Source organism: Sphingobacterium sp. UBA6645 (genome assembly GCF_002455685.1).
In the GTDB taxonomy this organism is placed as follows: Bacteria; Bacteroidota; Bacteroidia; order Sphingobacteriales; family Sphingobacteriaceae; genus Sphingobacterium; species Sphingobacterium hotanense.
In genome coordinates, this window is sequence record NZ_DKLH01000097.1 from 37,736 (window position 1) to 49,754 (window position 12,019).

Below are 12,019 nucleotides of genomic sequence, written 5' to 3' on the forward strand. Positions count from 1 at the left end.
AGGCATTGATTGGAGACTGCTGAAGCATATCAATGAAAACATAACAGACCCCAAAAAGGTGTACAATCAGATATCTTCAAATTAATTTTGTTTTTAACATAAAATGCTATATTTGTTTTGAATTAATGTAATATAACGGCATTTGGATTGCATTAAATTGAATTTAACTTAATAATTAAACAACAGTAAAAAATCTAAAAATTAGTAAAAATGGCAAACGCACCAAAAACTACAACAGCCCCAGCTAAACAAGACAGTGGCAATGCGGGTAATTTATTTGCGAGTTTAGCAATTATCATTTGTTTAATCATTGGTTTCTTGGTTTACAAGTTTGTAATGGGTGATCCTAACAACTTTATCGACAACAACCCAGACAACCAACCAAAACCAGGTAACTATTTCGGTATGGTTTACCACGCTGGTTACGTAGTACCAGTACTTCTAGGATTATTCTTAATGGTATGGGTGTTTTCAATCGAGCGCTTCATCGTTATCGGTAAAGCTTCTGGAACTGGAAATGTAGGAAACTTTGTAAGAAAAGTACAAGGTTTATTAAGAGCTGGTAACATTGATACAGCTATTCAAGAGTGTGACAAACAAAAAGGTTCTGTTGCAAACGTAATCAAAGCTGGTTTATTAAAATACAAAGATGTTGAAGCACATCCAGGATTAGATACTGAAAAATCAGTATTAGCAATCCAAAAAGAAATCGAAGAGGCTACAACATTAGAGATGCCTATGTTAGAGAAAAACTTAACTGTTATCGCAACATTAGTATCTATCGGTACATTAACAGGTCTATTAGGAACTGTAACAGGTATGATCAAGGCCTTCTCGGCATTGGCAACAGGTGGTGCTCCAGATTCAGCTAAATTAGCAAACGGTATCTCTGAGGCCCTAATCAACACGGCAACAGGTATCGGTACATCAACTATCGCTATTATTTTCTACAACATCTTAACTTCTAAGATCGATACATTAACTTACTCTATCGACGAGGCTGGTTTCTCAATCGTACAAACATACGCTGCGAACCACAAATAAGATGATTTAAAAAAGTTGAAAATTTTTTATGGAATGTTCAACTTCTAATCATCATTATAATAGAACGAAATAGAGTATTCATTTAAAGAAGTAAAGAAATGGGAAAAGCAAAAGTAAAAAGAGCCAGTACCACCATCGACATGACGGCGATGTGTGACGTGTCTTTCTTACTTCTTACTTTCTTCGTATTGACTGCAACTGCGCGTCAGCCAGAAGTAATGCCAGTAGATACGCCAGCGTCGACTACACTGGACAAATTGCCAGATGATAACTTATCGGTAATTACAGTGGGTAACAAAGGAAAAGTGTTCTTTGGGGTGAAAAACCCGGAAGTTAGAAAAATAACTTTGAAGAACATGTCTGCTAAATACGGCATCGGATTCTCGGACGAAGATTATGAGAAGTTTAAAGCATTAGACGAGTTCGGTGTTCCTATCAAGAATTTGCGTGCCCTACTTTCGCTAGAGAATGACAAACGTACGGAAGATATCCAACCAGGTATTCCTGTGGATAGTACGGAAGCGAATTCAAACGAGTTGTACCAATGGGTACAGCAAGCTCGTCTAGCAACAGTAGAATTCAATCGTGACCAAGAGTCTAAGGTTAAAAACTGGACGGATCCGGGACCGATGAAAGTCGCAATCAAGGCAGACGCTGAGGAGAAGTATTCAATAATGAATTTGATCATTGAAACCCTGAGAAATCAAAAGCAGAACAAATTTAGTTTTGTTACCGGTTTACGTCAGGAAAATTAATAAGGTAAAATGGCAGAATTAAATCAAGACTCCGGTGGTGGCAAAAAAGGTGGTAAGGTAAGGTCGAAGAAAAACGGAGGCCGTGTAGATTTAACCGCGATGGTGGATCTAGCGTTCCTTCTAATTACCTTCTTCATGCTTACAACATCTTTGAACAAGCCACAAGCAATGGACGTTGCGATGCCTGATAAGAACAAAGACTGGAATGAAAAACAGCCAGAGATTGACATCGCGGATAACCGCTCAATCACTTTGCTATTAGGCTCAGATAACAAAATTGCCTGGTATTATGGTCAATTGGAAAAACCGATTACCCCTCCAACTGTAGTTGATTACAGTAAAGAAGGAATTCGTAAGATTCTTTTAGAAAAGAAAGCACAAGTTCCAAAGGTAGCGCAGGGTAAGGACTTAATCGTCGTTATTCGTCCAAGTGATCAATCAGTTCAACGTAACCTCGTTGATATATTAGATGAAATGAAAATCACGGATATTAAACGTTATATGATTTCTAAAATCAAGCCTGAGGAGGTTGAAGTTTTAAAATCTAATGGAATCTATAACGACTAATATTCAGGATAAAAAAATTGGAAAAACATGATAGGTTCAAAATTAGATTTATTTAAGAAAGAATGGCTAGATGTCGTTTTCGAGAATAGAAATAAAGAATATGGAGCTTATGCATTACGTAAGTATGCACCAGTTGCAACAAATATCGCTTTATTCTCCGTTTCGGCAGTTGTTCTTTTATTCGTAGCCGTAAAGGCTTTCGATATCAAGATTTTTCCTGAGAAACAAGTTGAGGAAGCTCCTGTAGTTACTGAGGTAACCTTGGAAGACTTAGAGATTCCTGAGCCTGAGGAAGAGGAAGAGCCAATTCCTGAAGAAGAAACACCTCCTCAACGTATTGCTGAAGAGCCACCTGCGGAAGACTTAATCCGTTTCCCAGAGCCAAAGGTTGTTGATGCCAGACAAGTAAAAGAGGAAGTTGTATCTCAGGAAGAGATCAAAGAGAAAAACGCTACTCCTGCGCGTATCACGTTGAAAGGTACACCTGGCGCTGCTGGGGTTCCTACAGGTGAGTTCGGCCCGAAAAAAGTTGAAGGTGCGATTACAGGTAGTACAAAAGGTGTAGAAGGTGGTGATGCGAATCGTGTATATGATTTCGAAGCTATCGAAGTACAACCAGAATATCCAGGAGGTGTTAATGCCTTCCGTTCATGGGTACAAAACAATTACTCTTATCCACAAGCTGCGATTGATGCTGGGGTAAAAGGAACAGTTGAAGCATCCTTTGTAATCGATAAGTCTGGCAATGTAACAGACATCAAAATTAACAGAGATTTATCTTACGGTACTGGTCAAGCATTGATCAATACACTTAAGAAATCTAAAAAATGGAGCCCAGGTATTCAGAACGGTCGTCCAGTTCCTGTACGCTATTCAATTCCTTTGCGCTTAGACTTGTCACAAATGTAGTTCGATATGTCGAATCATTCAACAAGAAATAATTTTAGACAGAAATCGCCCACACAGCGATTTCTGTCCATTTTAGGACTAGTCATGTTCGCCTTTTATTTCGTATTGGGCATCCTGATTATTTTCTGGGACAACTTCCCGATTCCAATCGACCCTACGTATAAAACGCTATTTGGCGTGCTCCTAATTGTTTATTCATTTATGCGTTTTGCTCGTCTGTGGCAAAATAACTTTAGGAATTAATTAATCCTTAGCGCATTTTTTCAATCTAATTGTTATATGAGAAAGCATAGCATATATCGTATTATTATGCTTTTCTTAGGACTAGCTTTGGTTGTATCCTGTTCGCAGAAAAAGTCGAACGAAGGGGGAGACGAGGCTACTAAGGAAGCACCTGTAGCGAAAGATGATATCTTGACGGGTGAAATGTCTGTAATTGTCGATGAAGCGATTTATCCGATTATGCTGGAGCAGGTGGAGGTGTTTAAAGATAGCTACGTCAATGCGAAAGTTAATTTGATACCCTTGCCGGAGCGCGAAGCGATCAATGCCTTATTAAAAGGTGATGCGTCGTTGGCCGTATTGGCTCGACAGTTGACCAAGGAAGAAGGAGCTGGGTTTGACCAACGTTCGATCAAACCGAGAATTTATCCGGTGTTCTACGATGGCGTAGTTTTTGTAAATAATATTGCAGAGGCCGATACTTCAATGGACATAAAAACGTTATCTTCATTGTTGACAGGTGAGTTAAAGTCCAAGACATTAGTTTTTGACAATGTAAATTCAAGCACATTGAGACGTGTGAAAGAATTAACAAACATTGATAAGGTTTCTGGTGTTTCAGTAAAGGGGCTAAAGAATACAGAAGAAGTTTTCGAATACCTATTGACGAATAGTAATGCGATAGGGGCGATGTCTTATGGTCAATATTTAGATTACCGTAGGAAGTTTGGAGAAGAAAATAAAATTCGTATCTTAAGCCTTCAAAACGACGAAAAACGGGGTGTAGGTGGTTATTTCAAGCCATCGCAGACAACATTTGCCACTGATGAGTACCCACTTAAGTCGGAGTTTTACGTTCTGAATTATCAGCCCAATTTGGGATTAGGAATAGGGTTTTCGGCATTCTTAACAGGTGATCGTGGGCAACGTATCGTGTTAAAGTCGGGGTTACTGCCCGCGACTATGCCAGGTAGAGAAATTATTATTAGGGATAATATAAATTAGTTTATAACAAAGAGTAAATAATAGATTATGACAAACAGCAAATTATTTTTAAGTCTTTTGTTAGCGGGTGCTGTAGGTACAGTGAGTGCGCAAAGTTTAAAAGACGCAAAAGCTGCTATCGAAGCGGAGCAATATGATAAAGCCAAGGGCATGCTTCAGCAACTAGTAGAGAAAAAAGCAAAAGATGGTGAAAACTATTTTTATTTGGGTCAGATTCACCTAGTGAATGATAAAGTTGATTCGGCTGCTTATGTTTTTCAACAAGGTGTAACAAACGCTCCAAAAGAGAAATTAAACGTTGTCGGATTGGGTATTGTTGAGTTGGAGAAAGGTAATGTTAGTGGCGCTGAGTCAAAGTTTACTGAAGCTACAACTGGTCTTCGTAAGAAGGATTATTTACCCTTGTATTACATCGGTAGAGCGTATATTGATGCGCCAAAACCGGACTACAAAAAAGCGGTTGAGTATTTGACAAAAGCTAAAGAAGGCGGTCCTAAAGACGCGTTAATTCCGACAGCTCTTGGAGATGCATATGCAGGTTTGCGTGAGAGTAGCCCCGCGTATGTAGCGTACCGTGATGCTTTGACTTTAAATGATAAGTTATTGGCGCCTAAAATTGGTCAGGCAATCATCTCCCGTCGTGCGCAGGCATATGACGTGGTATTGGAGCAATTGACTACATTGGCAGCAGAAAACCCTGAGTATGGTCCAATCTACCGTGAATTAGCGGAGACATATTACTTATCGTCTAAAAAAGCTCCAGAAGAGCAATATCGTGAGATCAACCAAAAGGCAGTGGAAAACTATAAAAAGTACTTGTCTTTAACAGGGGATGCATCTCTTGACGCTAAAGTACGTTATGCTGACTTCTTGGTTTATTCGGGTAACTATGACGAATTGAAAACAGTTTCTCAAGAGTTATCGAATCAAGCTGGAGTAGATGCGAAAGTATTCCGCTACTTAGGATACATCTCTTTCTTGCAAGATAAAGACTATCCGAAATCATTGGAGTACATGAATCAGTTATTCTCTAAAGTCGATACTAGTCGTTTGATCGCGCGTGACTATTTGATCAAAGGGATGGGCGAAATCATCGCAGGTAATGAGGCTCAAGGAAATGCAGATCTAAAGATCGCTATCGCGAAACAAAGTGAAGATGAGAACTTAGATGAAGAAGTAGCAGAAACTGCATTCGCTAAATTACAAGATGGTGAAGAAGAAGTTGCTAGAAAGTTATTTGCTTTCCCAGCTTCAAACCCAGAGTCTGATTACTACTACGATTCTAACTATTACCTGGGTACTGGTGAGTACGGTGTAGGATCGAAATTAGTTTCTGTTCCAGAGGGTGAAGCTACTCCAGAAGTAGTTGCGGCTAAATTCCAAGAAGCAAAACCTCACTTAGAGTCGGCTGTTAAATCGTTGGATTTGGTAGCTAAAGCAACAAAGCAAGAGGTTATTGACAAGTATAGAGTGAATGCATTATACTTCAAAGGTTTATCTGAGTTAGCTTTAGACAACGTGATTCACGATGCTGAAAACGCTAAAGGATTGTTCGTTGGTTCTTTCACTGAGTTATTAGCAGCTATTGCATCGAGCACAAACTTGACAGATGCCCAAAAAGCATACGCAGCCGACGCTCATAACTACTTAGGTTACTATGCATACTTGAAAGGTGATACAGCTAAAGCGAAGACTCACTTTGCGGAATCATTGAAAATCAATGCAGAAGATCCATTCGCAAAACAAATGGTTGATGTACTAAATCAATAGTAATTTATAATCATTCAAAATAAGAAAAAAGGGGCTTTTGGTGACAAGAGTCCCTTTTTTTTATGACTTATTTTTCTATTTTTGTTAGACTACTAATAAACTTTAAACTGAATGTATGAATGAGCTAGCAGGTCAGAGTACACCAATTGATTATCTACCCATATTAATTCAATTAATTGTAGCAGTGGGCTTTGGGGTTACCACGATCATCGGAACGCACCTTATTGGTCCGAAGGTTAGAACTGAAAATAAACTCGGCTCATTTGAGTCGGGCGTAGAGGTTGTTGGGAATGCCAGACAACCGTTTTCCATTAAATACTTCTTGGTCGCAATTCTATTCGTGATTTTTGATATCGAGGTTATATTCATGTATCCTTGGGCTGTGAACTTCAGAGAGTTCGGATGGCAAGGTCTTGTGGAAATGTTTGTTTTCATGGGCTTGCTGTTATTAGGGTTTATTTATATCATCAAGAAGAGAGCCTTGGATTGGGATTAATCCAAACTTTCCTTTAAAAATAACTGAAATGAGCAATATTACCTTATCAGATGCGCCTCCGGGTGTTGAAGGTGCGGGATTTTTCGCAACGACCTTGGATAAAGCTATTGGATTAGCACGTGCTAATTCGCTTTGGCCACTTCCTTTTGCAACTTCCTGCTGTGGGATCGAGTTTATGGCTACAATGGGTTCTACATACGATTTAGCGAGATTTGGCGCGGAAAGGCCAAGTTTCTCTCCACGCCAGGCGGATATGCTTTTGGTGATGGGTACTATCGCAAAGAAAATGGCGCCCGTATTAAAGCAGGTATATACGCAGATGGCAGAACCTCGTTGGGTTATTGCTGTCGGAGCATGTGCATCTAGCGGCGGTATCTTTGATACCTATTCCGTATTACAAGGGATTGACGAGATTATTCCTGTCGATGTATATGTCCCGGGTTGTCCTCCGCGTCCTGAAGCAATCTTAGACGGCGTGTTGCGTCTTCAGGATATCGTGAAAAATGAATCGTTAAACAGAAGGAATACTCCAGAGTACAAAGCGCTCTTGGAGAAATACGGAATTGCAACAGACAATGGATAAGTTGACCAATCAGCAAGTATTAGAAAAGCTACAGGCACAGTTCGGTGATAAGATTCTGCATGTAGCAGAGCCGAAAGGCCTACTGACCATAGTAACAGATAAAACAAGTATCATTGATGTCCTTCGTTTACTGAAGGAGGATAATGCCCTGCAATTTATCTATCTGACCGATATCACGGCTGTGCATTATCCAGAATTGGAAAAGGCATTTGCTGTTGTTTATCATGTTCATAGTTTGATATTCAATGTCAGAATTCGTATTAAAGTGTTTTTAGACAAGCAAAGTCTAAGCATTCCTTCGGCAACTATATTGTGGAATGGTGCCAATTGGATGGAGCGTGAGACATACGATTTCTTTGGGATTGATTTTGAAGGTCATCCGGATTTAAGAAGAATATTGAATATGGATGATTTAGGTGTTTTTCCTATGCGTAAGGAATATCCGTTAGAGGATCCGAACCGTGTAGATAAGAAAGACTTTTATTTTGGACGTTAAGTGAATTCGCTATCATGAGTAAACCAATAACCCGTATTTCATCAAACAGCCCTGTCTTTGAAGATAATGATCCTCAAGATGAGTTGATAACCCTGAATATCGGTCCTACTCACCCTGCAACACATGGGGTGTTTCAAAACGTCGTACAGATCGACGGAGAGCGAATTGTTAGTGGTGTGTCGACTATTGGCTATATACATCGTGCATTCGAGAAAATCGCGGAACATAGACCATTTTATCAGATTACACCTTTAACCGACCGTCTGAACTACTGTTCCTCGCCCATCAACAATATGGGCTGGCACATGACGGTAGAGAAACTGTTAGATATTGAGATTCCAAAACGAGTGCAATATATGCGCGTTATCGTGATGGAACTTGCCCGTATTGCCGACCATATCATTTGTAATGGTATTTTGGGGGTTGATACAGGTGCTTTCTCGGGCTTCTTGTATGTGATGCAGGAACGCGAGTTTATTTATGAGATATATGAGGAAATCTGTGGCGCTCGTTTAACGACAAACATTGGTCGAATCGGCGGTTTTGAGCGGGATTTCAATGATGTAGCATTTGCGAAGATCAGAGAATTCTTAAAGCGCTTCCCTCCGGTACTAAAAGAGTTCCAAGAGCTTTTCGATAGAAATAGAATTTTCGTTGAACGTACTTCTAATGTAGCTGCTGTTACTCCGGAAGAGGCGTTGAGCTATAGCTGGTCGGGCCCTATTTTAAGAGCTACCGGCGTGGATTATGATGTGAGAGCACATTCGCCATATTGCTCGTATGAGGAGTTTGATTTTGATGTTCCTGTAGGAACCAACGGAGATGTGTATGATCGCTACATGGTTCGTAATGAAGAGATGTGGCAATCGATGCGGATTATCGAACAAGCTTTAGAAAAAATCGAAAAAGAACCGAAGGGCGTATTTCATGCGGATGTGCCAGATTTTTATCTGCCACCAAAAGAGCAGGTGTACACCAATATGGAAGCATTGATCTATCACTTTAAGATTGTGATGGGTGAGTGGGATGCTCCAAAGGATGAGGTTTATCAGGCTGTAGAAGGCGCAAATGGTGAACTTGGATTTTATCTGGTTCATGATGGTGGTAGAACACCCTATCGCTTGCACTTTAGAAGACCATCTTTTATCAATTACCAAATGTTTGCTCCCATGAGCAGCGGGATGTTGATTTCGGATGCGATTATTAATATGAGTAGTTTAAATGTTATAGCAGGAGAATTAGATGCTTAGTGTTAAAGAAAACCTTATTGTCGAGTTTTCGGCAGAACTATTGAACCAGTTTTCAGATGTAGTGAGCCGATATCCAGCAGATAAACAAAAGTCTGCTCTTCTGCCTATACTTCATTTAGTTCAGGAAGAATACGGATGGTTGAGTGTGGATGCTATGGATAAAGTAGCGTTATTTTTAAATATTCAACCGATTGAAGTTTACGAAGTAGCGACTTTCTATACCATGTTCTTGCTTCAGCCGCAAGGGAAATACTTATTAGAAATATGCCGTACGGGACCTTGTTGCCTAGTAGGAGCAGAAAGAATAATGGGACATCTCGAAAAGACCTTGGGTGTTAAAGAAGGGGAGATCACTGCGGACGGCCTTTTCTCATGGAGAGGTGTAGAATGTTTGGCTGCTTGTGGTTTCGGACCAGTATTACAAATCGGTCCTTCCTACACATTCTATGAAAACCTGACGGAGGAAAGTGTAGATAAGCTTATTAACGAATTAAAAGAAAAAGCGAAAAGCGAGGCTTAACAATATGGGACGTAAATTATTATTAGAACATATTCAGGTACCAGGTATCAACACCCTTGCCGTTTATCGGGAAAAGGGGGGATATCGTGCTGTTGAGAAGGCTTTGAAAACGATGTCTCCGGAAGATGTTGTGGAAGAAGTAAAGAAATCAGGGCTTCGTGGACGTGGTGGCGCAGGATTCCCAACCGGGATGAAATGGAGCTTTTTGGCAAAACCAGAGGGTGTTCCACGTTATTTGGTGTGTAATGGTGATGAGTCTGAACCAGGTACTTTTAAGGACAGATTCTTAATGACACATATTCCTCACGCTTTGCTTGAGGGGATGATTGTTTCCAGTTATGCATTAGGCGCAAATATATCATATATCTATATCCGTGGTGAGATGATGCCGCAGATTCGCATTATGGAAAAGGCGATTCAAGAGGCAAAAGAAGCGGGTTGGTTAGGAAAGAATATCCTTGGAACGGGCTATGACTTAGAAATCTATGTTCAACCGGGAGGAGGTGCTTATATATGCGGTGAAGAGACCGCTTTATTAGAGTCATTAGAGGGGAAACGTGGTAATCCACGGATTAAGCCTCCATTCCCTGCGGTAGCAGGTTTATATGGATGTCCGACAGTAGTAAATAACGTAGAGTCTATCGCTGCGACCGTGCCTATCGTTAATGATGGCGGCGAGGAGTATGCGAAAATAGGTATTGAAAGAAGTACAGGAACCAAATTAATATCGGCGTCCGGAAACTTGGTAAAGCCTGGTGTGTATGAAATCGAGATGGGACTTCCTGTTGAAGAATTTATCTTCTCGGATGAGTACTGTGGAGGGATTGCAAATGGCAAGCGCTTAAAGGCGGTTGTTGCGGGAGGATCTTCCGTGCCTATTTTGCCAGCAAATCTAATAACCAAGACGATCAATGGTAATCCTCGTTTGATTACTTATGAATCCCTTGCCGATGGAGGTTTCGTTAGTGGAACAGCCATGGGATCTGGTGGATTTATTGCATTCGATGAAGATCAATGTATCGTAAGAAATACTTGGAATTATACACGATTCTATAGACATGAAAGCTGTGGACAGTGTTCACCATGTCGCGAGGGAACGGGGTGGATGGAGAAACTGCTTTACAAGATTGAATCGGGTAATGGTAGTTTAGAGGATATTGATCTATTGTGGGATATTCAACGTAGAATCGAAGGTAATACCATTTGTCCATTGGGTGATGCAGCAGCGTGGCCTGTGGCGGCTGCAATTCGTCACTTTAGAGACGAATTTGAATGGCATATCCTTAACCCTGGGGAGTCTCAGCAAAGAAACTATGGTTTAGCACATTATGCTGACCCATTGGAACCGGTGACTCAGTAGCAGCTATTTTAAAGATCGAGACGATGGCAGAAGAAATTCAAAAATTTAAAGTTAGTATCGATGGAATCACTATTGAAGTGGATCCCGGAACGACTATATTGAATGCAGCACGTCAAATTGGTGGGGATATTGTGCCACCAGCGATGTGTTACTATTCAAAATTGGAAGGTAGTGGAGGTAAATGCCGCACATGCCTGGTAAAAGTAAGTAAAGGTTCAGAGAAAGACCCTCGCCCTATGCCTAAGCTTGTTGCTTCTTGTAGAACAACGGTGATGGACGGAATGGAAGTACAAAACATTACGTCTCCCGACGTGGTAGAGGCGAGAAAAGCAGTCGTTGAGATGCTTCTGATCAATCATCCGTTAGATTGTCCGGTTTGTGATCAGGCTGGAGAATGTAAGTTACAGGATTTAGGTTATGAGCATGGTTCGGTCAATACACGTTATGAATTCGAAAGAAGAACATTCGAACGTGTAGATTTGGGCGATAAGATCCAACTTCACATGAATAGATGTATCTTATGCTACCGTTGTGTATACACAGCCAACCAATTGACTGGTAAACGTGAGCATGGTGTCATCTACCGTGGCGACCACGCGGAAATCTCTACTTTTATTGAGAATGCTTTAGACCATGACTTTATTGGGAATGTAATTGACGTGTGTCCTGTTGGGGCATTGACGGATAAAACCTTCCGTTTCAAAAACAGAGTATGGTTCACCAAACCCGTAGATGCACATCGCGACTGTCCGACCTGTTCTGGAAAAGTAACCCTTTGGTACAAAGGAACCGATGTAATCCGGGTGACGGGCAGAAAAGATGAATATGATGAAGTAGATGAGTTCATCTGTAATACATGCCGCTTTGAGAAGAAACATACAGATGATTGGGTTTTAGAGCATCCAACCGATGTGAGCGATCAGTCCGTAATTGCCTCAAACCATTATTATGCATTTAATCCACCAGCTGTAATCAAGGACAATCCTCAATTGAAGGAAGCCAACGTGGAGCAGCTAGCGAGGTCTGAAAAATTAAAGTAATA

13 protein-coding genes are annotated in these 12,019 nt (G+C 40.7%); all 13 read left to right on the forward strand.

Translation table 11 applies throughout. From position 1 onward, the window contains the following. Positions 1-210 precede the first annotated feature (210 nt). The 13 genes from B2400_RS17440 (at position 211) to B2400_RS17500 (ending at position 12,017) form a co-directional block, all read left to right on the forward strand. Positions 211-1,044 carry a MotA/TolQ/ExbB proton channel family protein gene (locus B2400_RS17440; protein WP_293935371.1) on the forward strand — a complete coding sequence of 278 codons (834 nt, stop codon included), beginning with the start codon at positions 211-213 and terminating at the stop codon, positions 1,042-1,044. Positions 1,045-1,142: 98 nt separating this feature from the next. Beyond that, entirely contained in the window at positions 1,143-1,799 is a 657-nt protein-coding gene (locus tag B2400_RS17445; protein WP_293935373.1) for an ExbD/TolR family protein, read from the forward strand. 9 nt (positions 1,800-1,808) lie between these two features. Continuing rightward, entirely contained in the window at positions 1,809-2,366 is a 558-nt protein-coding gene (locus B2400_RS17450) for an ExbD/TolR family protein (protein ID WP_149527488.1), read from the forward strand. 27 nt (positions 2,367-2,393) lie between these two features. Further along, positions 2,394-3,275 carry an energy transducer TonB gene (locus tag B2400_RS17455; RefSeq protein ID WP_149527487.1) on the forward strand — a complete coding sequence of 294 codons (882 nt, stop codon included), beginning with the start codon at positions 2,394-2,396 and terminating at the stop codon, positions 3,273-3,275. Between the two features lie 279 nt (positions 3,276-3,554). Then, a complete protein-coding gene (locus tag B2400_RS17460; protein WP_293935377.1) occupies positions 3,555-4,502 on the forward strand; it encodes a PstS family phosphate ABC transporter substrate-binding protein in 948 nt (315 codons plus the stop codon). Positions 4,503-4,529: 27 nt separating this feature from the next. Next, on the forward strand, positions 4,530-6,272 hold the full coding sequence (locus B2400_RS17465) for a tetratricopeptide repeat protein (RefSeq protein WP_293935379.1): 1,743 nt from the start codon (positions 4,530-4,532) through the stop codon (positions 6,270-6,272). A 115-nt stretch (positions 6,273-6,387) separates the two neighbouring features. Then, positions 6,388-6,768, forward strand: coding sequence for an NADH-quinone oxidoreductase subunit A (locus B2400_RS17470; RefSeq protein ID WP_293935381.1), 381 nt, complete (start codon positions 6,388-6,390; stop codon positions 6,766-6,768). 28 nt (positions 6,769-6,796) lie between these two features. Beyond that, positions 6,797-7,351, forward strand: a complete 555-nt coding sequence (locus B2400_RS17475) for an NADH-quinone oxidoreductase subunit B (RefSeq protein ID WP_149527482.1) — start codon at positions 6,797-6,799, stop codon at positions 7,349-7,351. Beyond that, positions 7,344-7,847 carry an NADH-quinone oxidoreductase subunit C gene (locus B2400_RS17480; RefSeq protein WP_149527481.1) on the forward strand — a complete coding sequence of 168 codons (504 nt, stop codon included), beginning with the start codon at positions 7,344-7,346 and terminating at the stop codon, positions 7,845-7,847. The genes B2400_RS17475 and B2400_RS17480 overlap by 8 nt, the downstream gene beginning before the upstream one ends. Positions 7,848-7,861: 14 nt before the next feature. Then, positions 7,862-9,097, forward strand: a complete 1,236-nt coding sequence (locus B2400_RS17485) for an NADH-quinone oxidoreductase subunit D (RefSeq protein ID WP_293935387.1) — start codon at positions 7,862-7,864, stop codon at positions 9,095-9,097. Beyond that, entirely contained in the window at positions 9,090-9,617 is a 528-nt protein-coding gene (nuoE, locus tag B2400_RS17490; protein WP_293935389.1) for a complex I 24 kDa subunit family protein, read from the forward strand. Before B2400_RS17485 ends, nuoE begins: the two co-directional genes overlap by 8 nt. A 4-nt stretch (positions 9,618-9,621) precedes the next feature. Then, positions 9,622-10,977: an NADH-quinone oxidoreductase subunit NuoF gene (gene nuoF / locus B2400_RS17495; RefSeq protein WP_293935391.1), complete on the forward strand. Its 1,356-nt coding sequence runs from the start codon at positions 9,622-9,624 to the stop codon at positions 10,975-10,977. Positions 10,978-11,000: 23 nt separating this feature from the next. After that, complete coding sequence (locus B2400_RS17500; protein WP_293935394.1) at positions 11,001-12,017, forward strand: 2Fe-2S iron-sulfur cluster-binding protein; 1,017 nt, start codon at positions 11,001-11,003, stop codon at positions 12,015-12,017. Positions 12,018-12,019: the final 2 nt, after the last annotated feature.

What these genes read in the sequence shown, in the direction of transcription:
- B2400_RS17440 (WP_293935371.1), top strand. Translation starts at nt 211, where the DNA reads ATGGCAAACGCACCAAAAACTACAACAGCCCCAGCTAAACAAGACAGT.
- B2400_RS17445 (WP_293935373.1), top strand. Translation starts at nt 1,143, where the DNA reads ATGGGAAAAGCAAAAGTAAAAAGAGCCAGTACCACCATCGACATGACG.
- B2400_RS17450 (WP_149527488.1), top strand. Translation starts at nt 1,809, where the DNA reads ATGGCAGAATTAAATCAAGACTCCGGTGGTGGCAAAAAAGGTGGTAAG.
- B2400_RS17455 (WP_149527487.1), top strand. Translation starts at nt 2,394, where the DNA reads ATGATAGGTTCAAAATTAGATTTATTTAAGAAAGAATGGCTAGATGTC.
- B2400_RS17460 (WP_293935377.1), top strand. Translation starts at nt 3,555, where the DNA reads ATGAGAAAGCATAGCATATATCGTATTATTATGCTTTTCTTAGGACTA.
- B2400_RS17465 (WP_293935379.1), top strand. Translation starts at nt 4,530, where the DNA reads ATGACAAACAGCAAATTATTTTTAAGTCTTTTGTTAGCGGGTGCTGTA.
- B2400_RS17470 (WP_293935381.1), top strand. Translation starts at nt 6,388, where the DNA reads ATGAATGAGCTAGCAGGTCAGAGTACACCAATTGATTATCTACCCATA.
- B2400_RS17475 (WP_149527482.1), top strand. Translation starts at nt 6,797, where the DNA reads ATGAGCAATATTACCTTATCAGATGCGCCTCCGGGTGTTGAAGGTGCG.
- B2400_RS17480 (WP_149527481.1), top strand. Translation starts at nt 7,344, where the DNA reads ATGGATAAGTTGACCAATCAGCAAGTATTAGAAAAGCTACAGGCACAG.
- B2400_RS17485 (WP_293935387.1), top strand. Translation starts at nt 7,862, where the DNA reads ATGAGTAAACCAATAACCCGTATTTCATCAAACAGCCCTGTCTTTGAA.
- nuoE (WP_293935389.1), top strand. Translation starts at nt 9,090, where the DNA reads ATGCTTAGTGTTAAAGAAAACCTTATTGTCGAGTTTTCGGCAGAACTA.
- nuoF (WP_293935391.1), top strand. Translation starts at nt 9,622, where the DNA reads ATGGGACGTAAATTATTATTAGAACATATTCAGGTACCAGGTATCAAC.
- B2400_RS17500 (WP_293935394.1), top strand. Translation starts at nt 11,001, where the DNA reads ATGGCAGAAGAAATTCAAAAATTTAAAGTTAGTATCGATGGAATCACT.